We start from the raw sequence: 23,530 nt of genomic DNA on the forward strand, positions 1-23,530 counted from the left end.
GGACATGACATTCACCCTATCGAACATCCAGGACGACCCTGCCATGCAACTTCTGTTGCCGTCCTGGGTGACGTCCCGCCGCAGTGAATCGCTTGAGGATATGGCGTTCTTGTCCGGTGGCGCGCTGAGCTGTCTGCATCAGGTCATCAAGCAGAGTGATGTGCCGCAGGCGTTGTTGCGGGATCGCCTGGCGTTGCAGGCGGCGGAGGCCTGTATCCTGTTTTCCGGGCGGCCCGAACGGGCAGGGGAGCTGCGGGATGCCATCCACCTGCTGCGTCCCGGTGATCTGCCGGGCCCCGCAGGAGAAACCTATCTGGCCTGGCGGCGTGCGGCGGAACGGCCCCTCTCTGTCAAGGCGCTGCACCGTGCCTTGCCCGAGGTGGAGGCCACACGAATCGCGGCCTGGCTGAGTGCCGGAAAGGAACGCGGCGCAGGGCAGGCGGGGCCCATCACGCGCGTGGCAAAGGTACTGGAAGCCGTTCTGACGGAAATGCCGCGGGCTGAGGTGGCTGCATTGATCCTGGCAGATGCGGCCCTGGCGCAGGCGCTGGGATGGGATCACATCCTGCCCCTGTTCGCGTCGGGTCTGGCACGTGTTGACCTGACCAGACGTGGCGATGCATTGCGGCTGGCCTGCCACGGCGCGGTGACCACCGCGACCCCGCAGGCCCTGCGCATGGCAGCAGATTTGTCGCGGCGGGCGGCGCGGTTGAAGACGGTTGCGCCCAAATTGCGGGCCAAGACAGCGCCCGCCGCGGTCGAGGTCTTTCTGAGCCGGGATGCCGTTGCACCCTCGGCCTTGCCGATGCCGGACCGGGCCGCCCGCCGCCTCTGCGACAGGCTCGTCGATCTGGGTGCGGTGCGCGAGCTGACCGGGCGCGACACCTTTCGCCTTTACGGGGTGTAGGCGTGGCCGGTGTCCGACCTGAACCAGAGCTTGACCGCGAATTGGCCGACCTGCCGCCGGAGCTGCGCTGGCGGGAATGGATGCTGCGGATCGAGGCCGTGCTGTTTGCCAGCGCCACCCCGGTGCCAAGGCAGGATCTGGCTCGGGTGGTCGGGCAGGATGCCTCCGTCGATCTGCTGATCGGGGATCTTGCCGCGGACCTTGAGGGGCGCGCCTTCGAACTGGCGCAGGTGGCCGATGGCTGGGTGCTGCGGTCGCGGACGGCCTTTGCCCCGGCGATCCGGGCTGCGGCCGATCTGGACGATCAGCTGCTGGACCTCAGCGAATTCGATATCGCGGTGCTGGCCGCCATTGCCTATTACCAGCCCGCCACGCGCGACATGCTGAAAGACATTTTCGGCAAGGAGATCAGCCGCGATCTGATCGGGCGGCTGCATGCGCGGGGGCTGATCGGGACCGGGCCGCGCAGCCCCAGCCGGGGCGCGCCCTTTACCTTTGTCACCACGGAACACTTCCTGCTGGCCTTTGGGCTGGAAAGCCTGCGCGATCTGCCGGACCGGGAGGAATTGCAGGATGCGGGCCTGACACAGGGGTAATAGCGGCGGTGGTATCTCGCGGCTGATCGCTACGTCTGGCCGACATCCCCGGATGTGAACATCTCTCTGAATTGATCGCGCAGGATGTTCTTTTGAACCTTGCCCATCGTGTTGCGCGGCAGTTCGTCCATGATGACCAGTTCGCGGGGGTGCTTGAAACGGGCAAGGGACCGGCGAAGACTGTCCATGATGGCCTGCCTGTCAGGCGCGGCACCCGGGGCGGGAACAATCACGCCAAGCACGGTTTCGCCAAAATCGGGATGCGGCACGCCGATTACTGCGCTTTCCAGCACGCCGGGCTGATCATCGAGCAGCTGTTCGATTTCCTTTGGGTAGACGTTGAATCCGCCGGAAATGATCAGGTCCTTGTTGCGGCCGACGATATGGACATATCCGTCCTGGTCGACCTTGCCCAGATCACCGGTGATAAAGAATCCATCCGCGCGCAGCTCCTCTGCCGTTTTTTCCGGCATCTGCCAATACCCCTTGAAGACGTTGGGGCCGCGCACCTCGATCTGTCCGATCTCACCTTCGGGCAGGGTCGTGCCGGTCTGGGGATCGGTGATTTTCAGTTCGATCCCCGGCAATGGATGACCCACCGTTCCGGCACGACGTTCGCCATCGTAGGGGTTCGATGTGTTCATGTTGGTTTCTGTCATGCCATAGCGTTCAAGGATGCGATGGCCGGTGAGGGCTTCGAACCTTGCATGGGTTTCGGCCAGCAGGGGGGCCGAACCTGAAATGAACAGGCGCATATGCGCGGCCAGATCATGGGTGAAACGGGCGTCCCCCAGCAGGCGGGTATAGAAGGTCGGAACACCCATCATGGTGGTTGCGCGGGGCATCCAGGCGATCATCTGGTCCAGATCGAATTTCGGCAGAAAGATCATGCTGCCGCCAGCGGCCAGCGTGATGTTGGTGGCAACAAACAATCCATGGGTGTGAAAGATCGGCAGGGCATGCAGCAGAACGTCGCTTGCCGTGAACCGCCATTCTTCCATGAGGGTCCAGGTGTTCGACAGCAGGTTGTTCTGGGTCAGCATTGCGCCCTTGGAACGCCCGGTTGTCCCCGAGGTATAAAGGAATGCCGCGAGGTCCTCGCCCTGCCGCGCCACCGTGGCAAAGACCGTATCCATCTCGCGCGCCCGATCCATCAGACTGCCGCTGCCATCGCCGTTCAGGGTTTCGATCCTTGATCCCAGCGTGGTGGCGATCGGGGCGAGGTTTTCCGCATTGCTGCCGTCACAGACAATCAGCGACGCGCCGCTGTTTTCGATGAAATACTGCAATTCGTCGACAGTATATGCCGTGTTCAGCGGTAGAAAGATCAGCCCCGCCTGTGCGCAGGCGGCATAGAGCGCCAGAGCTTCCGGCGATTTCTCGATCTGGGCGGCGACGCGATCTCCGGGCTTCAGCCCGATTTCCCTGGTCACATGTGCAATGCGGGAACTGGTTTCGAGGAACTGCTGATGGCTGATTGTCTGCCCGTCCGGAAGATGCAGGAACGGCGTCACCTTTCCCGCATGGATGCCAAAGAGACGATCATAGAGTGGATTGGCCATCAGGTTACCTTTCCCTTTGGTTGGAAACGCGGTTTGCCTCACCATGGATCGGGCGTTCTGTTTGTGGCGATGGCTGGCGGGTGGTTACACTATCCGTGCCCGTCGCGGCAACCCGCTGCTTGCCTCAGTCCCGTTGAGCGCTTTGCCTTGCGCGCCAGGGCAATGAAGGACTGAGGGTCAGCCGATCACCTGCGGATCACGCGGCAACTGGGTGAGGGACCGGGCGCCGTCTTCGGTGACCAGTACGTCATCCTCGATACGGACACCCAGCACGCCGGGGCGATAAAGGCCCGGTTCGATGGTGATGACCATACCGGCCTCCAGCGGTGCATGGTTGCCCCGCATCAGTTGCGGCGCTTCGTGGATATCCAGTCCCAGTCCGTGGCCAAGCTTGTGCCGGATATCCGTCGCGAAACCCGCGTCGCTCAGCGCCTGTTGCACGGCTGTGTCCAGATCATGCGGGGTCACGCCGGGCGCTGTCATATGGCGGCCCAGACGGTTTGCTTCTTGCACGGCCTCATAGAATGCGCGGTGTTCCTGCGGGATTTCCTCGCAGAAATAGGTGCGGGTGATGTCCGCGCTGTAACCGTTCAGGGTCGCGCCGAAGTCGAAAAGCAAGGTGTCACCGCGCTTCAGCCGGCGGTCGGATGACGGCACGCCATGGCAATCCGCCGCCGCCGGACCGGCCAGCACGATCAGGTCGAATGCGGCCCCATCTGCCCCTCTTTCCAGCATGTTGATCAGCAGCCTGGCGCGGATTTCCGTCTCTGTCAGCCCCGCACCGATCTGTTTCAGGGTCGCGGCCAGCGCATCTTCGCTGATCTGCACCGCCTTTTCGATGGCGGCGATTTCCGAGGCGTCCTTGTTCAGCCGCAGCGGCAGCAACATGTCTGTCCCGTCTTCCGGTGCCGTGCCAAAGGCGCGGGCAAGGGCCGCCGCCTCGAAATGGCGCATGCGGTTTCCCTCTACCGCGAGGCGGGTCAGCCCGGTTTGCCGCGCAAGCTGGGCCAGCGCATCGGCATAGCCGTCGGCATCCTGCCAGAAGACGGTCCGGGCCTGCGGCATCCGGGCGGTCCACATGTCCTTTTCCAGCGCGGGAATTGCGGCATGAACCTCGCCTGCCGCCGTGACGACCAGGATCGTGGGCCGTTCCATCAGGCCCAGCCGCACGCCGGTCAGGTAGAAAAAGTTCGGACCCGGCACCATCGCAATGGCCGGACAGTCATGGCGTTGCAAAATGGCGGCGAGTTTGTGAATCCGGGCGTCAAAGTTCATTGGTGCTTCCGTGGATCAGGATGTTCGGTGCGATGCGCCCGAACCTCGCGTATCTTGAAACGGATGCCAAGCCCTGCAACGGGATTGCTTGCGTCGCGCCCGAACGCGGAGGTTCAGGGACAGCGCGGCGGAGGTCCGGCATGGGGTCTGTTTGATGTGAGATGCCAGACCGGGCGGGGCGCTTGTGGCGGCCCGCCCCGTTGGATCAGTCGAGTGGCAGGCCGACGTAGTTTTCGGCAATGGCGCGTGATGCGGCCTCTGAGCTGCGCAGATAATCGAACTCGGCCCGCTGCATGCGTTTTTCAAATTCCGAATTCTCGGGGAACTGGTGCATCAGCGTGGACAGCTGCCAGGAGAACCGTTCGACCTTCCAGACCCGCCGCAGCACGGTCTCGGAGTAGCTGTCGATGAGACTGTCGTTGTTGTCCTTGTAATGTGCCACCAGCGCGCGGTGCAGGATGCGTACATCGGCAGCGGCAAGGTTCAGGCCCTTGGCCCCGGTCGGCGGCACGATATGGGCGGAATCGCCAGCCAGGAACAGATTGCCATAGCGCATCGGTTCGGCCACGAAAGACCGCAGCGGCGCGATGCTTTTCTCGAATGACGGGCCGGTTTGCAGGTTGGCTGCAGTTTCCGGGCCGAGGCGCGTGGCGAATTCCTCCCAGAAGCGGTCATCGGACCATTGCGCCACAAGGTCGTTCACATCGCATTGAATGTAGTACCGGCTCCGGGTGTTGGACCGCATGGAGGCCAGCGCAAAGCCGCGTTCGTGGTTGGCATAGATCAGTTCATGCGCGAGGGGCGGCTTTTCCACCAGGATGCCGAGCCAGCCAAAGGGATAGACCCGCTCGAACGTTTTCAGCACGTCAGCCGGGATCGCCTGGCGGGAGACACCATGAAATCCGTCACAGCCTGCGATATAGTCACATTCGACAACAATTTTTGCGCCGTCATGGGTGAAATGGACGGAAGGCCGGTCAGACTTGAGGTCGGTCGGCACCACGTCATCGACATTGAAAAAGAACTGTTGCCCCTCGGCCGTGCGTTTGTCGAACAGGTCCTTGGTCATCTCGGTCTGGCCATAGACCATCACTGTCTTGCCCGTCAGCCCGGCCAGGTCAATCCGGTGCCGGTCGCCGTCAAAGGCCAGTTCAAACCCGTCGTGCGGCAGCCCTTCGCGGTGCAGGCGCTCAGCGGCACCGGCTTCTTCCAGAGCCTGGACTGTCCCTTGTTCCAGCACGCCGGCGCGGATGCGCCCTTCGATATAGGCGCGGTCCTTTCGGTCGAGCACGACAGTGTCGATCCCGGCATTGGCCAGCAGCTGCGACAACAACAATCCGGCGGGACCGGAGCCAATGATACAGACGGATGTTTTGATGGTACGGGTCATCGCGCGGCCTTTGTTGTTTCATCAAAAAGCCGATCAGGCGCGGCCTTATCCGGCCAATCATAACGCAAATTGCAGGGCGCCGAATGGACAGCACCAACCAATTTTTGTACTATCCGATCAAAGTGGCGCTGATAGGGGCGGAAACGTCCCGGAAAAGGTAGTTTTCTTGCCAGATACGGTTCCGACATATGAACTTTATGGTGAATATCTGGCGGGTACCCGCGCGGATCCGGTGCATCATGAGACCATCGTAGAACGCAGCATGAAACATGACTGGAACATCCGGCTGCACCGCCACTCTAGGCTTGCGCAGGTTTTCCTGTTCCAGACGCCGGGTGTGTTCACGCGCCTTGGCGATATGGATTTTCGCAGCGCCGGGCCGGTGATCCTGGTGGTCCCGCCGGGTCTGGCGCATGGGTTCCGGTTTCCCCCGGACATCGAAGGCGATGTGATCAGCCTGCGGCTGGCCCTGTTGGATGACGACAATATCGCGCGGATCCGGCGGTTTGCCGATACCGGTGGCGCGGTGCTGCCCGAACCGGATGCCCCCCATTTCGCGGTGATAGACATGCTGATGGGCCAGTTGCGCGAGGCCCTGCGCAACTTCGGGACCGGGCGCGCGGTCTTGCTTGAAACACTGATCCGTCTGATGCTGATCTATCTTGAGAGCGACCGGAGCGAGGCGCGTCCTTTAGGGACATTGCCTGCGCGGCAGGAACAGACATTGCATGAAAAGCAGGCGCAGGCATTTTGTGCGGCGGTCGAGGAACATTTTGCGAGTGCGATGACGCTTGGCGCCTATGCCCGCGAAATCGGAGTCTCGACCGCACATCTCAATCGCCTGTGCCGCCGCATCCTTGGCGCTACCCCCAATTCAGTGATCCGCCAGCGCCGTCTGGTCGAGGCAAAGCATCTGCTGGAATTCACCCGTCATTCCATGGCTGACATCGCCGCGCGCGCGGGCTTTGCCGATGCCGGCTATTTCAGCCGCACCTTCAAGTCAGACACCGGGCTGACGCCGGGCATGTACCGGAGGCAACAGGACAACGGATAGCCGGAGTTCCACTGCCAAGCGCTGTGCGGGGGCGGCAGATGACGGCCGCCGCGCGCCCGCCGCAGTTCGGGGTTGCCAATCAGACCTGACTGGAAAACACTGTCGGAATAGAAAAATATCGGGAGTTCATAATGACCAAGACGCTTACACTGATGTCCACGGCATTGCTTTTGTCCACAACCGCGCTGGCCCAGGCCGAGACGCTGAGATGGGCGCGGTCCGGCGATGCGCTGACCCTCGACCCGCATGCCCAGAACGAAGGGCCGACACATACGATCCGGCACCAGATTTACGAGCCGCTGCTCATCCGCGACACCACCGGCGCGTTCGAGCCTGCCCTGGCCACCGAATGGGCGCCCAAGGAGGACGATCCGAACGTCTGGGTCTTCAAGCTGCGCGAAGGGGTCAAGTTTCATGACGGCGCTGATTTCACGGCGGAGGATGTCGTGTTCAGCTTTAATCGCGCCATGACCGAGAATTCGGACATGAAAGAGCTGATCAACTCCATCACCGAGGTCCGCGCAGTGGACGATTACACGGTCGAGATGGTCACGGACGGGCCGAACCCGATCCTGCCGTCCAACCTGACCAACCTGTTCGTCATGGACAAGGACTGGACCGAGGCGAACAACACCGTTGATGTGCAGGACTTCGAGGGCGGCGAACTGACCTATGCCACCACCAACACCAACGGCACCGGCCCCTACAAGCTGGTAAGCCGGGAGCAGGACGTAAAGACGGTCATGTCACTGAACGAGGACTACTGGGGCAAGGACCAGTTCCCGCTGGAAGTGACGGAAATTGTCTATACGCCGATCCAGAACGCCGCGACCCGCGTTGCCGCCCTGTTGTCGGGTGAGGTGGATTTCCTTCAGGATATGCCGGTGCAGGATCTTGAGCGCGTCAACAGCGCCGACGGTCTCGTGGTCAAGCAGGCCCCGCAGAACCGGGTGATCTTCTTTGGCATGAACATGGGCGCGGACGATATCGAGGCCGACAACGTCGAAGGCAAGAACCCGCTGGCCGACGTGCGCGTGCGCAAGGCGATGTCGATGGCGATCAACCGCGACGCCATCAAGCAGGTGGTGATGCGCGGGCAATCCCAGCCCGCCGGCATGATCGCACCGCCCTTCGTCAACGGCTGGACCGAGGAAATGGACGCGGAATCCAAGACCGACATCGAGGGTGCCAAGGCATTGATGGAAGAGGCCGGCTATGCTGACGGTTTCTCGATCCGCCTCGATTGCCCGAATGATCGCTATGTCAACGACGAGGCGATTTGCCAGGCTGCTGTCGGCATGCTGGGCCAGATCGGCGTGCGCGTTAATCTGGATGCCAAGCCCAAGGCGCAGCACTTCCCGCTGATCACCGACGGCAAGACCGACTTTTACATGTTGGGCTGGGGTGTGCCGACCTACGATTCCGAATATATCTTCAACTTCCTGGTGCACGGGCGTGAAGGGGATATCGGCACCTGGAACGGCACCGGCTATGACAACGACGATCTGGATGCCAAGATCAAGAGCCTGGCCTCCAACACCGATCTGGAAGCCCGGAATGCCGACATCGCCGAGATCTGGCGGGTTGTGCAGGACGAGACGCTCTATATCCCGATCCACCACCAGGTGTTGAACTGGGGCATGACGGAGGGTGTCGGGATCGAGGTCGATCCCGAGGACCAGCCCAAGGTCAAGTATTTCACGATGAACTGAATCTAGCGTTTCCCGAAACGCTATAGCGTGACAAACGACATGGGGGCGGTGCCGGGGTGCCGCCCCTTTTTTGTGTTCCAGTCTTTTGACACCGGGCGGGCGGGACTTGTCCCATGACACCTTTGTGAGCCCGGCAGGTTCCGATTGCTTCTGTCGTCGCAGTCGCTAGCCTGACTGTTGCCATCCATGCCCGAAAGGAACCCGCCATGCTGAGACTGACCACGGCGCTTGCGCTTTGCCTGGGCATGACTGCCCCCGCCATGGCCAAGGAATTCACCTGGGCCGAAACCACCGATCCGCAGACGATGGACCCCCATGCGGTCAATTCCGCTGCGGTGCTGGGTTTTCTCAACAACGTCTATGAGGGCCTTGTGCGCCGCAACAAGGAGATGGAGATCGAGCCTGCCCTGGCCACCTCATGGGAGCCCATCGGCGCGGGCGATGGCTGGCGCTTTCACCTGCGGGAGGGTGTCAAGTTTCACGATGGCAGTGATTTCACGGCTGAGGATGTTTTGTTTTCCTACGAACGCGCCAGTTCCGAACAGGCTGATACCTCAAGCTGGTTCGCGCCGGTGTCCGAGGTCAGGGTCGTCGATGATTATACTGTCGACATCATGACCACCTCGCCCAATCCGATCTTTCCCGACAGTATCGCCAACTGGATGATCCTCGACAGTGGCTGGGCAGCAGCGCATGGTACGGGCCGCCCCGACAAGGAAAACGGCAACTTCGCGACGCTGAACACCAATGGCACCGGCGCCTTCCGTGTCACTGCGCGCGAACCGGGTCTGCGTACCGTGCTGGAACCCTTCGCCGGCTGGTGGGACGAGGCTGCGCATAACATCACCCGGGCGGAACTGACGCCGATCCAGAACCCGGCAACCGCCGTGGCGGCGCTTTTGTCGGGCGACATCGACTTTATCAACCCGGTGCCGATCCAGGACACTGAAAGGCTGAAGCAGAACCCGGATGTGAAAGTGATCCAGGGGATCGAGGCGCGGGTCATGATGCTGGGCTTCCCGCATGAGGCCGACAGGCTGAAATTCTCGACCGAAACGACGGATAAGAACCCCTTTGGCGATGTGCGGGTGCGCCAGGCGGTGGCCCATGCCATCAACGTGCCAGCCATCCTGCAAACCATCATGCGCGGCAATGCGGAGGAGGCCAGCCAATTGGTCAGCGCGGCGATGCGCGGCTATAGCGATGAACTGGCGCCCCGGCCGGTCTACAACCCCGATCAGGCCCGCGCCCTGCTGTCCGAGGCTGGCTACCCCGACGGTTTTTCCTTTGGGCTGAAATGCACCAACGACCGCTACCTGAACGACGAATCCGTTTGCCAGGCGGTCACCGGGATGCTGGCGCAGGTGGGGTTGCGGGCAACATTGGATGCGATGCCGGTACAGAACTACTGGCCCGAATTGCGTGCCGACAATTATGACATGTTCCTGCTGGGCTGGTCCCCGGGCACCTTCGACGCCGAACATCCGATCCGGTTCCTGGTTGCCACGCCGGACGAAGAAGCCAAACTGGGGTCATGGAACTTTGGCGGCTATTCCAGCGCGCGGGTGGACGCATTGCTGCCGCTGATCCAGTCCGAGATTGACGAGCCGAAACGGCAGGAGATGCTGGACGAGGTCGCGGGGATCCTGCAGGAAGAAATGGCCTATGTGCCGCTATATGTTCAGCCGCTGATCTGGGGTGCGCAGGCGAATGTCGAGCTGACCCAGCGGCCTGACAACTTCTTTATCCTGCGCTGGGTGACAGTGAACTGAACAGGCAGGGCCGGAATGTCGTCTTGCCAGACAGAGCGGGGTTGCGTATTCCGGCAAATTCCCGGCTTCCGCCGTGTAATCCTTGACCTCCGGCTTCACAGATAGTCCACTCGATCAATGCTTGCTTTCATCATCCAACGTATCGCGCAATCTGCCCTCGTCCTGCTGGTCGTGGGGCTGGTGGCCTTTTCGATGTTCAGCTTCGTCGGGGACCCCATCGACAACATGCTGGGTCAGGAGCGCACCCAGGCCGACATCGACCGGTTGCGCGGCCAGCTGGGTCTCGACCAGCCGTTCCCGGTGCAATACGTCAAGTTTCTCGGCAACGCCGTGCAGGGCAACTTTGGCATCAGCTACCGGCAGGGGCGGCCCGTGGCCGACATCCTGCTTGAACGCGCCCCAGCCACATTGGAACTGGCGGCAGTCTCGGGCTTTCTCGCCATTTTCATGGGCATCGGGCTGGGCGTCTTCACCGCCATCCGCAGAGAGGGGTTTGCCGCCAATGCGATCATGTCGCTGTCGCTGATCGGGGTCTCCCTGCCGACCTTCCTGATCGGGATATTGCTGATCTACCTGTTCTCCGTCGAACTGGGCTGGCTGCCCAGCTTCGGGCGCGGCGAAACGGTGCGGGTGGGCGGCTGGACCACCGGGTTCCTCACCGAATCCGGGCTCAAGGCGCTGATCCTGCCCTCGATCACGCTGGGCCTTTACCAGATGACTCTGATCATGCGCCTGGTGCGGTCCGAGATGCTGGAGGTGCTGCGCCAGGACTATATCCGTTTTGCCCGTGCGCGGGGGCTGCGGGAGCGGGCGGTGAACTTTCGCCACGCGCTGAAGAACACGTTGGTGCCGGTGATCACGGTCACCGGCCTGCAGCTGGGCAGCATCATCGCCTTTGCCATCATCACCGAAACCGTTTTCCAGTGGCCGGGCGTCGGCCTGCTGTTCATCAACGCGATCCAGTTCGTCGATATCCCGGTGATGGCCGCATATCTGATGCTGATTTCCGTCATGTTTGTGGGCATCAACCTGATTGTGGACCTGCTGTATTTCTCCATTGATCCCCGCCTGCGGGCGGACCGGACAAAGGCGCATTGAGATGACGGACAGGCAAGTACCCCCCGATATGCCCATCGCGGTCAAAGACCCGTCGCGGCTGAGCATCGCCCTGCAAAGCGATTTTTTCTACACGTTCAAACGCTCACCCGTGGCGATCATCAGCTTTGCCGTGGTGGTGATCATGGTGCTTGCCGCCATCTTTGCCCCGCTGGTGGCACCTTACAATCCATTCGATCCGGCATCGCTGAACCTGATGAACGGCTTTTCGCGGCCAATGACGCCGAATGCCTTTACCGGCGATACATTCTGGCTGGGCACGGATGACCAGGGCCGCGACGTGTTTTCGACGATCCTTTACGGGATGCGCATTTCGCTTTTTGTCGGGGCCGCAGCGGTGCTGTTTGCCATGATCCTCGGCATCACGCTTGGTCTGCTGGCAGGCTATGTCGGCGGCTGGACAGAGACAATCATCATGCGCATTGCGGATGTGCAGCTGACCTTTCCGGCGATCCTGGTCGCGATGCTGATCTTTGGCATCGCCAAGGGGGTCACCCCGGTGGAGCACCGCGACCAGATGGCGATCTGGGTGCTGATCATCGCCATCGGCCTGTCCGATTGGGTGCAGTTTGCCCGCGTGGTGCGGGGCGCCACGCTGGTGGAGAAGAACAAGGAATACGTGCAGGCCGCCCGGCTGATCGGGCGGCGGTCGCCCGCGATCATGGTGCGTCACATCCTGCCGAACGTGCTCTCGCCGGTGCTGGTGATCGCCACGATCTCATTGGCGTTGGCGATCATCGCCGAGGCGACGCTCAGCTTTCTGGGCGTTGGCGCGCCGCCCACGCAACCTTCGCTCGGCACGCTCATTCGCATCGGACAAGGCTTCCTGTTCTCCGGTGAATGGTGGATCCTGTTGTTCCCGGCGGTCACATTGCTGGCGCTGGCGCTTTCGGTGAACCTGCTGGGCGACTGGCTGCGCGACGCGCTGAACCCGAGGTTGCGGTGATGAGCGAAGCCATTCTTTCGATCCGCGACCTCACGGTCGAAATTCCCACCCGCCACGGGATCCTGAGGCCCGTGGACGGGATCAGCTATGACATCGGCCGGGGCGAGGTGCTTGGCATCGTCGGTGAATCCGGCGCGGGGAAATCCATGGCGGGCAACGCGGTGATCGGCCTGCTGTCGCCGCCCGCGCGCATCGCCAAAGGGGAGATCCACGTGGGCGGCACCCGCATCGACCACCTCAAGGGGGACGCCATGCGCCGCCTGCGGGGCAAGGAGATCGGGATGGTGTTTCAGGACCCGCTGACCTCGCTCAACCCGCTCTTGCGCATCGGCGACCAGTTGACGGAAACCATCCTGGCGCATCTCGACGTGTCGCGCAGCGAAGCGGAAAAACGCGCCGTCGCGGCACTGGATGAAGTCGGCATTCCCGGCGCGCGGGAGCGGATCAATTCCTATCCCCATGAATTTTCCGGCGGGATGCGCCAGCGCGTGGTCATCGCGCTCGCTCTGTGCGCAGAGCCGTCGTTGATCATCGCGGATGAGCCGACAACCGCGCTGGATGTGTCGGTGCAGGCGCAGATCATCGCGCTGTTGAAATCGCTTTGCCGCGAACGGGGTACGGCCGTCATGCTGATCACCCACGACATGGGTGTCATAGCCGAGGCGGCGGACCGCGTGGCGGTGATGTATGCGGGCAAGCTGGCCGAGCTTGGCCCGGTGCGCGACGTGCTGACCACGCCGCGCCACCCCTATACCGACGGGCTGATGGGGTCGACACCGCTGGCCTCGCGCGGGAAGGCACGGTTGCACCAGATCCCCGGTGCGATGCCCCGGCTGGATGCGCTGCCGTCGGGCTGCGCCTTCCATCCCCGCTGCCCCTATGCACAGGATAAATGCAGCGCCGATCCTGGCCCGGATCTGGCCGACGGCAATGGCGCCGCATGCTGGTTTCCGCTGCCCCATGACGCAAAGGTGGCATGATGGCACTGGTATCGGTTGCAAATCTGACCCGTGTCTTCGACGTATCCAAACCCTGGCTCAACCGGGTGGTGGAGCGGCGAAAGAAGGCGTTTCTGACGGCCGTCAGCGATGTCAGCTTCGATATCGAGGAACGCAGCGTCTATGCGCTGGTGGGCGAAAGCGGCTCGGGGAAATCGACCATCGGCAAGATCCTCGTGGGGCTGCTGCCGCCCACCGAAGGGTCGGTCAAGATCCGCGATGTGGACCTGGCCCGCGAACGCGATGCCGCCCGCGTGGATGCGGTGCGCGCCGATATCCAGATGATCTTTCAGGACCCATATGCCTCGCTCAATCCGCGCTGGCGGGTGCGCGACATCATCGTGGAACCCGTCGCGGCGCGCGGGGGCGAGACCAAGGGCATGGCGGAAAAGCTGCTGGAGCAGGTGGGGCTTTCAGCCCGGGACGCGGGCAAGTTTCCGCATGAGTTTTCCGGCGGGCAGCGTCAGCGCATCTGTATCGCCCGGGCGCTGGCGTCAGAGCCCAGGCTGATTGTCTGTGATGAGCCGACCTCGGCGCTCGACGTGTCGGTGCAGGCGCAGGTGTTGAACCTGATGAGCGACCTCAAGGACGATCTGGGGCTGACATACCTGTTCATCAGTCACGACCTGACCGTGGTGCAGCATATCTCCGACAAGGTCGGGGTGCTCTATCTGGGCCGATTGGTGGAAGAGGCGGCACCGGACGAACTGTTCGACGACCCCAAACATCCCTATACCCAGATGCTGCTGGAGGCCGCGCCCAAACTGGGTGAATTCGGACGCGAGGTTGATCCGCCCAAGGGAGAGATCCCCGATCCGATCAACCCGCCGCCGGGCTGCGCCTATCACCCGCGCTGCCCGTTGGCAGAGGACGTCTGCCGCAAGGAACGGCCCGAAATGCGCGCCCTGCGCGGCGCGCGGGTTGCCTGCCACATGGCCGAGTAGGGGCCTGTCCCTAAGGGGTCAGTACCATTTCGCCATCGGCGGCAGGCTCATCAGCACGGCGTCAGGGTCGTGCCCGGTTTCCAGCCCGAACTTTGTACCCCGGTCATAGACAAGGTTGTATTCCGCATAGAGCCCGCGGTGGCGCAGCTGCGTGTCCTTGTCCGCGTCGTCCCACGGAGTTTCGCGCCGTTTGTCCGCCAGCGGCAGGAAGGCGGGCAGGAAAGCGGCGCCCACGTCCTGTGTCAGCTTGAAATCCGCGTCCCAGTCGCCGGTGTTGCGATCATCATAGAAGATGCCGCCGACCCCACGCGCGCGTTTACGGTGCGGGATATAGAAATATTCATCCGCCCAGGCTTTCAGCTCGTCATAAAGCGCGGGGCCATGCGGGTCGCAGGCGCGCTTCATCTCGGCGTGGAAATGGGCGGTGTCCTCGGCATATTCGATACAGGGGTTCAGGTCGGCGCCGCCGCCGAACCACCAGGCATGCGGGGTCCAGAACATGCGGGTGTTCATGTGGACGGCGGGGGCATGTGGGTTTTGCATATGCGCCACCAGGCTGATGCCTGAGGCCCAGAAGCGTGGATCCTCCTTCATCCCCGGCAGGCCCTTGCGCGCCGCCATCGCCGTCTGCGCCCGCTCGCCCAGGGTGCCGAAGACGGTCGAGATATTGACACCAACCTTTTCGAACACGCGCCCCCCGCGCATCACGCTCATTTCACCGCCGCCTGCGTCCGACCCGTCATCGGCGGTGCGGGTGGTGGCGCGGACTTCGAATTGTCCGGCAGGGGTCGGGCCGGGCTGCCGCGCTTCCAACCCGTTGAAGGCGGTCACGATGTCATCGCGCAACTGGCGAAACCAGGCTGCGGCCTGGGTTTTCTCCGCCTGGAAATTCTCTGTCATGAATGTGGCACCTGAACTGTTTGCGCCAACGTAACGCGGTGCGATGGCGGATAAAACCATTACCACCCGGCACCAGGGCGCGAAAGAGCCTGCAGGGGCTGGCATCTTGTCGCAGCTTTCCCTGGCGGATCCTCAAACCCGGCATTTCAAACGCTTAGCACAGGCGTCTCCCCTGTTGAGGGGAGTGAATGAGGCGGGGAATTGGCCAAAAACGGACAAGGCCGCAGGATTTCTCGTGGCTTCTTGGATGCGGGGGCCAACAGCGGCACGCCGTCGGGGGATTGGGTGTGAATTTCTTTCATGGTTTGATATTGAGCTTTCCCGGAACGTCATGCGCTTGCCGGTCATGACTTTGGCAGCATTGACCCGGATCCTGAGCCGGGCAGGGGTCCTTTGTGCCTTTTGCCTTGTGCTTTGCGGTGCGCCGGTCCGCGCCCAGCAATCGCCGGATGAAACCTGGCTGGCAGCGGTGCGCCTTGTGCAGGCCGGTCAGCACGCGCAGGCGTTGCCGCTGGTGGAACGGCTGGTCTCGGCGCAGCCGCGCAACAAGAAATACCGCTTTGAACTGGCGCTGGCGCTGTTCCGGCTGGGTCGCGACGGGCGGGCAAAGTTCCACCTTGAACAATTGCGTGGTGCGAACCTGACGCCGCAGGAAAGGCAGATCGTCACGCGGATGATCGGCGCGATTGAGGCGAGGCAGGTCTGGTCTGGGTATTTCAGTTTCAACCTGCGGCCGGAATCGAACGGGACCAAGCAGACGGAGGACCGTGTGCTTGTGATCGGGGGTCTGCCGCTGACCCTGGACGATACAGCAATCGGCAAGGCCACGGTCAGCACCATCGTGACCACGGGGTTCAGCTATGGGCCGACAATCGGAGAGGGGTTGAAGGCGCGGTTCTCGCTGGATGCCTATCTCAAGTACAATCCGGAAGTCGCCTTGCGGGATTATCAGGTGACCGGGCGGGCGGGTCTGGCCTTCACCACGCCGCAAGGGCGCTATTGGGATGGCGGTATCCTGATGGGCACGAGGCGTTCTGCGGACCGGCCCTATTCCGAGACATTCGGACTTTATCTCAACCACGCGCGGCGGATCGGAAACGCGGGAACGTTGCGGCTGGGGGGCGAGCTGTCACGGTCCTTTCGCAAGCGGGGGCTGGCGGATATCGACCGGACTTTCCTGTCAGTCGGATATGCCCATGCCATCGGGGGCAACGCGCAACTGTCCTTCACCGGCTTTGTCGAAAACAACGATTCCGACCAGCTGACCACCGACGGCCTGCGGCGCGGGCTGAGCGTAAGCGGGCTTTATGCCTTTGACGGCGGGTTGATGACCAGCCTGACCCTGCGCGGGGAAACCGATGACCGCACCGGTGTCAGCCGGCTGTTCGGTGCCGCGCGCAGCGATCGCAAGATTGCGGTCGACCTGCGGGTCTATCACAGGGATTTTCGCATTGGCAGATTTGCCCCCGAGGTTCAGTTCGGGATCGAGAGGAACCGCTCGAACATCCCGCTGGCGGATTACACCAACCGGTATCTTTCGCTTGGCCTGACCCGTCGTTTTTAGGGCCACAAAGATGTTGTTTTTTTATTTAATTAACATAACGATAGTTCGAAATCGTCCCCCGTTCCGCCCATTCTACCAGACCGGGAAAAACCGAACTCGTCTTTGCAATGCCCCTTAGCGTGTGAGCACAAAACATGTCCAGGTTCCTGTATCGTCTGTCCCCCACCGCAATCATGCTGACAGCAGCGATGATTGCCCTGATCCTGACCAGCTCTGCGGTGCTGTTGTCCATCGACCGACCCTACCTTGACCTTCCGCAGGGGGCGACGCCGACAGTCGTGGGCGATGTGGTGCTGGAGGAAACAGATCTGATCAGCGAGCCGGATTTCCTTGGCACCTATCCCCGGATGACGGCATTTTTCGCCCGGCAGGACCTGATCGCGGCGCAGCTGACCAAGCCGGAAGTATCCGTCACCTACATGCTTTCCGATGGCGTGACGGAAACCGGGGTATTCACCCCGCGTCCGCGACAGATCGGCGATCTGCCGTTTCCTTTCTGGTTCCAGCAAGGGGTCGGCATTCTGGCGCTGTTGGTGGCGGGCTGGGTGATGTCGCTGCGGCGCGAGGACTGGGGTGCAAGGATGTTCGCCCTGACCGGGCTTTTCGTGCCTGTATTCGCCATTGCGGCATCGGTCTATTCGACCCGTCAGATCGCCTTGCCGGGTGACGTCTTCAAATTACTGTCGCAAACCAACCATTTCGGGGCGGGATCCTTTGGCATAGCGCTGGTCGGGCTGTTCCTGATGTACCCAAAGCCGCTGTTCCATCCACGCTGGCTGTTGCTGCCCCTGGTGGTCTTCGGCACCGGGATCCTGCTGGATCTGATGTATGTCGGCACCGACATCTGGCTGAACCTGGTGGTGCCAACCCAGACCCTGGTGGCACTTGTACTTGGCGTGGTCCAATGGTGGCGCGCGCGGCGCGATCCGCTCAGCCGGGCAGGGCTGCGCTGGTTCTTCCTGTTTTCGCTGGTGGGCGTTTCGCTGTTCGTGTCGCTTTCGGTATTGCCGCCGGCGCTCGGCATTGCGGACGGCGGTTTCATTCCACAAGCCTATGCCTTTGGCTTTTTCAACCTGATGCACATCGGACTGGCCCTGGGCATCATCCGCTGGCGGGTCTTCGAGCTGGATCGTTATGCCTATTACGTCTGGGTCTGGCTTGCCGGTGCGGTGCTGATTTTTGCCACTGACCTGGTGCTGCTGCTGTGGCTGCGCGAACAGCCCTGGGCGTCGCTGTCGCTGGCACTGCTGATCGGGGGGTTCCTCTATTTCCCGCTGCGTCAGTTGCTGCTCGTGCGGCTTTTCGGAACAAAGGTGCCACAGGCCTCCGGCATGATCCCGGAGGTGATTGATGTGGCGCTGGCACCCACCCAGCGGTTGCAGAACGAACGCTGGGACGCGCTCCTGCAGGAGACCTTTTCCCCCGCCGCACAGATCGAGGTGCTGGAGAATGCGCCGGAGACCGTGTGTATCGCCGAGAATGGCGTGGCGCTGCTTCTGCCCGCGCTGACAGGTGTTGCGGGGCGCAGAATGCGCTATGCGTCCGGGGGCAGGCGGTTGTTCAGCTCCGCGGATGTGGCGGCTGCGGCGACGCTTGTCCGCATGCATGGCGTGGTGCGCGAAAGCCATCTTGCCTATGAACGCGGTGTCAGTGTCGAACGGGACCGGATCAGCCGCGATGTGCATGACAATATTGGCGCGCAGTTGCTCAGCGCGCTGCATGCCGCCGAAGGGTCGCGCAAGGACGGGTTGCTGCGCGATACGCTGACCGATTTGCGCCAGATCATCAGCGACGGTTTCCGGTCGAACTACAAATTGTCCGATACCACTGCCGACGTCAGGGCAGAGATGGCTGACAGGCTGGAGGTGCATGGCATCACCCTGAACTGGCCGGCGGCTTCTCTTGAGGATTTGTCCCAGGTTTCGGAAACGCAGGTGCCGTTCCTGATGGTCAATACCCTGCGGTCGCTGACCCGTGAGATCACCAGCAACATCATCAAACATGCCAGCGCAACGGAAGTGACGGTAAATCTCACCTTATCAGAGGATATGTTGCGCCTGGAATTTCTCGATAATGGGCACGGATTTGAGACGGAGGACGTTGATCGCGGGGCAGGGCTGGACAACATGGAAGAGCGGGTCAGGACCATTGGTGGCACGATCCAGTTCCGGCGCCTGCCAAAGGGTATGCGCATCAATGTCAGCCTGCCACTCGATGTCTATACCCGTTCGGAAATGGCACAGGCTGCAATGTGATAGAAAAGATACTGATCGTCGAAGATGTGGCACAAAGCCGGGCATTCATGACAGCTATCCTGTCGGGAATTTTTACCGACGCGGAGATACTGGAAGCGGCGGACATGCGCACAGCCTTCTTTCTGTGTGAACGGCATCAGTTCAACCTCGCGCTGGTGGATTTGCAGCTGCCGGACGGTGACGGCTATGGCGTGTTGCGCAAGCTGGATCAAACGCAGGATGATGTGACGGCCATCGTGACAACGGCCATGGGCAGCGACAGCGCGATCGTGGCGGCCTTGTCAGCGGGGGCCGACGGCTATCTTCTGAAAAGCGATCCGCCCGATTTGATCGCAAGCCATCTGCGGCAGATACCTGACGGCACACCGCCCCTTTCACCGGCGATTGCCCGGCGCGTCATGGATCATTTTCGCCAGACAGGGCCGAGCGTGGATGACAACGCGACGCTGACCCGGCGCGAAGCGGAAGTGCTTTCGCTGGTCGGCCGGGGATTGCGGGTTTCGGACGTGGCAGGCGCGCTTGAACTCGCGCCCAGTACGGTGTCGAGCCACATCAAGTCGATCTATCGCAAGCTCAACATTTCAAGCCGGGCCGAAGCCGCCTATCAGGCGGCCCGCCTGGGTCTGCTGACCGGAGACAGGCCGCGATAGTCAGGTATTTCATACCGCGTGGCTGCCAATTCCTCGATAAATAATCTCAAATCTTCGACATCAGGCCCAGGGTGCGACAGGTTGCGATGCCGATGCGGATGTGCTTTTCAGATGCCTCCTGCGCTGTGGCGGCATCACCTGCAGCAATGGCATTTGCGACCGACATGTACCCTTGGGCTGCCAGCGCGCGATGCTTCGGGCTGGCCATCATGTGGGCCCGCAGTTGCGCGAGCCTGTCGTGATAGAGCAGTACCGATTGCGCCATCACCCGGTTGTCGCAGAGTGATGTGAGGATTTCGAAGAACCGGTAGATCGCCGCGTTGAAGCGGTGAGGCGTTGCATCATCCGCCGTTTCGCCGGCCTGTGCGATACAGGCGACCAGCCGGTCGGCGCCTGTTCGGTCGCTTGTCATCGCGGATTTGGCCGCGACCGTTGGTTCCAGCAGCAGGCGCAGTTCGAACAGGTGACCGACCTCTGTCTGGTCGAGTTCAGACAGTTTGAAACCGCGGGTGGTCGTGTCCAGCAGCCCTTCGTGGACCATCAGTTGCAGCGCTTCGCGGACCGGGGTGCGTGAAATATTCATGTCGCGCGCCAGTGTCGCGTCGACCAGCCGGTCCTGTGGCGTCAGATCTCCCTGGCGCACGCGGTCGCGCAGAATACGGTAGACCTGATCCTTGAGGGCCAGCGGGCGGTCGAATTGGGGTGTCGGCATCTGCGGTTCCTGATGGTGGTGTGATCCCGAGCATGGCGCAAATAGAGGTTGCAGGAAAGTTAAAAGTGAATACAGTATTCTGAATATCGAAACCACCATGTCAGCGGCCAGGGATGGCAGCCGACAATTTCTAAGGTCCAAGCGTGGACAGAGCAAAGGACGCTAAATGCCGAATTCCGAAATCCTGGCCGAAGTGCTTTTGCCCACGCAGGAACTGCGCGACGATCTGCCTTTTTTCACCAAGACACTGGGGATGAGGCTTGAGAACATCTTTCCCGCAGACGATCCTTCCGTCGCCAGCTTTTCCGGTCATGGTCTGCGGGTGCGGATTGAAAAGGGGGCCGATGTGCCGCCGGGGCGGTTGCGCATTCTGACCGACGCGCCGGAGGATTTCGCCGAAGGACGCCGCCAGCTGACCGCGCCAAATGGCACGGTGATCGATGTGGTGCCCCTGTCACCAGTGGTCGAGCAACCCGTAACGCAGCATGAATTCGCCGTGCGCCGCCTGCGGGACGAGGCCCCCTGGGTCATCGGCCGTGCCGGGATGCATTACCGCGACCTAATCCCGACGCGGCTGGGCGGGTCGATCATCGCCAGCCACATCCGCATCCCCGACGGCGGTCCGGTTCCGGACATGGTGCATTACCACACCGTCGGGTTTCAGCTGATCTTTTGCTACAAGGGGTGGGTTGATGTGCTCTATGAGGATCAGGGGGACGTGATCCGCCTGCACGCAGGCGATTGCGTGACACAGCCGCCGGGCATCCGGCACCGGGTCATGCATGCCTCCGCCGAGATCGAAGTGATCGAGATCGGCGTGCCAGCGGAACATGTCACCACCATCGACCACGACTTTACCCTGCCCAACGGCAAGGGCGACCCGGCACGCGAATGGGACGGGCAGCGGTTTGTGCATCACGTCAAGGAAGGCGCACGCTGGCATCCCTTCCGCATGCCGGGGTTCACGATGCGTGACACCGGGATCGCCGAAGGAACCAGGGGTGTCGCGGGCATTCAGGTGGTGCGCTCTGACGGTGGCACGACAGTGCCCGCAAAACATGACGCCGACATCCATTTCACCTTTGTCATGGAAGGCACCATGACGCTGAGCGCCGAAGGCCAGGAAGACCGCGACCTGCAGCCCGGAGATGCCTTTGTGATCCCGCCGGGCATGGTGTCGCAATACCGCGAGTGTTCGGAAGATCTGGAGCTGCTCGAAGTTGCGCTGCGCGGTGATTTCAACACCACGCTGCTTTGAACGGCGGGGCGGGACAAGAAAAACATCGCCGGCACCGTTGACTTCTGCGGTGCAGAAAATATGTTCGCCATATAATAAGCTAACCTTAGTATATGGCGACTGCCTCCATGGCTCCGAAAATTGACCCCGATTCACCGGGATTCCTGGTCAGCACCACTGCCCGCCTGATGCGGCTTGCATTCGAGCGTGAGATTGAGCGCGCGCAGATCGGTGTGACGGCCGCAGAGGCGCGGGTTCTGGCGCATATGTCGGTCTGCGGCGGCATGCGCCAGCATCACCTGGCCGAGAGGTTGGGATGCGCCCCGATGAGTGTCACCGCTTTTCTGGACCGGCTGGAACGCGCGGGCCTGATCGAACGCTGCGCGGACCCCAAGGACCGGCGCGCCAAGATTGCCCGTCTGACACCGGAGGCGGGGCAGATACTGGAACAGATACAGATCGCCGGGGAACGGTCGCGGAAGATCGCTTTTGCCGGGGTGAAGGCGGAGGATTTCGCGGCCTTCAAATCTGTGTGCCTGCAAGTGCGCAGCAACCTGGAAGAGCCGCGCAGTCTGCGCGATACGCAGATGGTGCCGGAATGACCGCCGCGCCGATCATGAGTGAGAGGCGCGTCAGCTTCATCGGGGCCTCTCTGGTGGCCATCGGACCGGTTTCGATGGCGCTGTACACGCCGGCAATGACCGAACTGGTGGCCGCTTTCGGTGCCTCCGAATCCGTGATCAAGCTGACGCTGACACTCTATTTCGGGGGGTTTGCCTGTGCGCAACTGGTTGCAGGGCCCTTGTCCGATGCGCTGGGGCGCAGGCCGGTCACAATTGCGTTTCTGCTGCTTTATTGTGCCGCCAGCGTGCTGGCGATGCTGGCACCCACGGTCGAGATGCTGATCCTTGCCCGGTTCGCACAGGGCGTCGGTGCGTCAGTGGGTGTCGCGATTTCGCGTGCTCTGGTACGCGATCTGTTCACGGATGAAAAATCCTCGCGGATCATGAATCTGATCGGGATTATCCTGGCGCTGGGGCCCGCGCTGGCCCCGACCCTGGGTGGGCTGATGCTGCTGGTGTTTGGCTGGCGGTCCTTGTTCGTGGTCATGACCCTGATCGGCCTGGGCGCGATCATGGCGGTGCTCTTGTGGATGAAGGAAACCGTTGAACGGGATCTGTCGCGCCTGAACCTCCGCGCATTGGGGCGCAGTTACCGGATGCTGCTTGGCAACCGCCAGTTCCTGACTGCCGCCGGGGTGATTGGTGGCGCATTGGGAGCAATCTATGCACAGGCGACTTTCCTGCCCTTCATCCTGATCGACAAGGTCGGGTTGACACCACAGCAGTTCGGCCTGGCGATGCTGGCCCAATCGGGCAGCTTCTTTACAGCATCACTGATCATGCGCGCCCTGATGAACAGATTCAGCGCCAAACGGCTGGTCCCGATTGGCCTTGCCCTGATTGCCCTTGGCAGCCTGGGGACCATGAGCCTGCTGATCTGGCCACCCAGTTTCCTGCATGTGATGATCCCGGTTGCGATATATGCCTTTGGCATCGCATTCGTGATGCCCGACATGTCGACCGTCGCGCTGGCCCCGTTCCGGCGCGAGGCGGGCGCGGCGGCAGCGATGCTGGGCTTTATCCAGATGGGCTCTGGCCTCTTTGTGGGAACGTTGGGGGCGCTCCTTGGGAATGCGGTACTTGCGATGGGGCTGCTGATCCCGGCGATGGGGGCAACGGCCTGCTTTGCCTATTTCCTGCATCGGCGTACCAATGTGATCATGCATGCCAGATCCACGCCCCCGCCCGGCGGTGCCGGACCGATGGGCCCCAGAACGGCCCCGGTCACCGGGCCGGACCGCTAGGTCGTGTTGACATTCATTGTCGCCCACCCGCGCGAGACGGATTTTGCCGCTGGCGCCCTGATGTGAGCGCAGC

At 62.0% G+C, this 23,530-nt stretch carries 20 protein-coding genes; 15 read left to right on the plus strand and 5 right to left on the minus strand.

Annotated elements, in window-relative coordinates:
• Positions 1-4 precede the first annotated feature (4 nt).
• Together O4H53_RS16065 and scpB are read left to right on the plus strand one after the other, a co-directional pair.
• Entirely contained in the window at positions 5-907 is a 903-nt protein-coding gene (locus O4H53_RS16065; RefSeq protein WP_269365358.1) for a DUF1403 family protein, read from the plus strand.
• Positions 908-909: 2 nt separating this feature from the next.
• Positions 910-1,503: an SMC-Scp complex subunit ScpB gene (gene scpB / locus O4H53_RS16070; RefSeq protein ID WP_269365360.1), complete on the plus strand. Its 594-nt coding sequence runs from the start codon at positions 910-912 to the stop codon at positions 1,501-1,503.
• Between the two features lie 29 nt (positions 1,504-1,532).
• Here scpB and O4H53_RS16075 read toward each other — a convergent pair whose 3' ends face one another.
• The 3 genes from O4H53_RS16075 to pobA all read right to left on the minus strand — a co-directional run bounded on the left by O4H53_RS16075 (position 1,533) and on the right by pobA (position 5,730).
• Positions 1,533-3,065 carry a malonate--CoA ligase gene (locus tag O4H53_RS16075; RefSeq protein WP_269365361.1) on the minus strand — a complete coding sequence of 511 codons (1,533 nt, stop codon included), beginning with the start codon at positions 3,063-3,065 and terminating at the stop codon, positions 1,533-1,535.
• 177 nt (positions 3,066-3,242) lie between these two features.
• Entirely contained in the window at positions 3,243-4,340 is a 1,098-nt protein-coding gene (locus O4H53_RS16080; RefSeq protein ID WP_269365363.1) for a M24 family metallopeptidase, read from the minus strand.
• Between the two features lie 205 nt (positions 4,341-4,545).
• Positions 4,546-5,730, minus strand: a complete 1,185-nt coding sequence (gene pobA, locus O4H53_RS16085; RefSeq protein ID WP_269365365.1) for a 4-hydroxybenzoate 3-monooxygenase — start codon at positions 5,728-5,730, stop codon at positions 4,546-4,548.
• A 166-nt stretch (positions 5,731-5,896) separates the two neighbouring features.
• On the opposite strand from pobA, the gene O4H53_RS16090 reads away from it, so the two are divergent.
• The 7 genes from O4H53_RS16090 (at position 5,897) to O4H53_RS16120 (ending at position 14,272) form a co-directional block, all read left to right on the plus strand.
• On the plus strand, positions 5,897-6,784 hold the full coding sequence (locus tag O4H53_RS16090) for a helix-turn-helix domain-containing protein (protein ID WP_269365367.1): 888 nt from the start codon (positions 5,897-5,899) through the stop codon (positions 6,782-6,784).
• 131 nt (positions 6,785-6,915) lie between these two features.
• Positions 6,916-8,496 (plus strand): ABC transporter substrate-binding protein, encoded by a 1,581-nt coding sequence (locus O4H53_RS16095; protein WP_269365368.1) that lies wholly within the window; start codon positions 6,916-6,918, stop codon positions 8,494-8,496.
• A 206-nt stretch (positions 8,497-8,702) separates the two neighbouring features.
• Positions 8,703-10,268, plus strand: a complete 1,566-nt coding sequence (locus O4H53_RS16100) for an ABC transporter substrate-binding protein (protein WP_269365370.1) — start codon at positions 8,703-8,705, stop codon at positions 10,266-10,268.
• Positions 10,269-10,385: 117 nt separating this feature from the next.
• Positions 10,386-11,366 carry an ABC transporter permease gene (locus O4H53_RS16105; RefSeq protein ID WP_114272937.1) on the plus strand — a complete coding sequence of 327 codons (981 nt, stop codon included), beginning with the start codon at positions 10,386-10,388 and terminating at the stop codon, positions 11,364-11,366.
• Position 11,367: 1 nt separating this feature from the next.
• Positions 11,368-12,330, plus strand: coding sequence for an ABC transporter permease (locus O4H53_RS16110; protein WP_443069611.1), 963 nt, complete (start codon positions 11,368-11,370; stop codon positions 12,328-12,330).
• Positions 12,330-13,310: an ABC transporter ATP-binding protein gene (locus tag O4H53_RS16115; protein WP_269365373.1), complete on the plus strand. Its 981-nt coding sequence runs from the start codon at positions 12,330-12,332 to the stop codon at positions 13,308-13,310. The genes O4H53_RS16110 and O4H53_RS16115 overlap by 1 nt, the downstream gene beginning before the upstream one ends.
• Entirely contained in the window at positions 13,310-14,272 is a 963-nt protein-coding gene (locus O4H53_RS16120) for an ABC transporter ATP-binding protein (protein ID WP_269365375.1), read from the plus strand. The genes O4H53_RS16115 and O4H53_RS16120 overlap by 1 nt, the downstream gene beginning before the upstream one ends.
• 18 nt (positions 14,273-14,290) lie before the next feature.
• Here the strand turns inward: O4H53_RS16120 and hemF are convergent, their stop codons facing one another.
• On the minus strand, positions 14,291-15,172 hold the full coding sequence (gene hemF, locus O4H53_RS16125) for an oxygen-dependent coproporphyrinogen oxidase (protein WP_269365377.1): 882 nt from the start codon (positions 15,170-15,172) through the stop codon (positions 14,291-14,293).
• A 346-nt stretch (positions 15,173-15,518) separates the two neighbouring features.
• Here hemF and O4H53_RS16130 point away from each other — a divergent pair, with 346 nt between their 5' ends.
• The 3 genes from O4H53_RS16130 to O4H53_RS16140 all read left to right on the plus strand — a co-directional run bounded on the left by O4H53_RS16130 (position 15,519) and on the right by O4H53_RS16140 (position 19,641).
• Positions 15,519-16,736, plus strand: a complete 1,218-nt coding sequence (locus O4H53_RS16130; protein ID WP_269365379.1) for a surface lipoprotein assembly modifier — start codon at positions 15,519-15,521, stop codon at positions 16,734-16,736.
• A 134-nt stretch (positions 16,737-16,870) separates the two neighbouring features.
• On the plus strand, positions 16,871-18,991 hold the full coding sequence (locus O4H53_RS16135; RefSeq protein ID WP_269365380.1) for an ATP-binding protein: 2,121 nt from the start codon (positions 16,871-16,873) through the stop codon (positions 18,989-18,991).
• Positions 18,988-19,641, plus strand: a complete 654-nt coding sequence (locus tag O4H53_RS16140; protein ID WP_269365381.1) for a response regulator transcription factor — start codon at positions 18,988-18,990, stop codon at positions 19,639-19,641. The genes O4H53_RS16135 and O4H53_RS16140 overlap by 4 nt, the downstream gene beginning before the upstream one ends.
• 46 nt (positions 19,642-19,687) lie before the next feature.
• On the opposite strand, the gene O4H53_RS16145 is transcribed toward O4H53_RS16140, so the two are convergent.
• Positions 19,688-20,353: a GntR family transcriptional regulator gene (locus O4H53_RS16145; RefSeq protein WP_269365383.1), complete on the minus strand. Its 666-nt coding sequence runs from the start codon at positions 20,351-20,353 to the stop codon at positions 19,688-19,690.
• 166 nt (positions 20,354-20,519) lie between these two features.
• Between O4H53_RS16145 and O4H53_RS16150 the strand changes: the two genes are divergently transcribed.
• The 3 genes from O4H53_RS16150 (at position 20,520) to O4H53_RS16160 (ending at position 23,457) form a co-directional block, all read left to right on the plus strand.
• Positions 20,520-21,611, plus strand: a complete 1,092-nt coding sequence (locus tag O4H53_RS16150) for a cupin domain-containing protein (protein WP_269365385.1) — start codon at positions 20,520-20,522, stop codon at positions 21,609-21,611.
• Between the two features lie 107 nt (positions 21,612-21,718).
• Complete coding sequence (locus tag O4H53_RS16155) at positions 21,719-22,192, plus strand: MarR family winged helix-turn-helix transcriptional regulator (protein WP_269365387.1); 474 nt, start codon at positions 21,719-21,721, stop codon at positions 22,190-22,192.
• Positions 22,193-22,206: 14 nt separating this feature from the next.
• On the plus strand, positions 22,207-23,457 hold the full coding sequence (locus O4H53_RS16160) for a multidrug effflux MFS transporter (RefSeq protein ID WP_269365389.1): 1,251 nt from the start codon (positions 22,207-22,209) through the stop codon (positions 23,455-23,457).
• Positions 23,458-23,530: the final 73 nt, after the last annotated feature.

Origin of the sequence: Sulfitobacter sp. G21635-S1, assembly GCF_027213915.1 — a bacterium.
GTDB lineage: Bacteria > Pseudomonadota > Alphaproteobacteria > Rhodobacterales > Rhodobacteraceae > Sulfitobacter.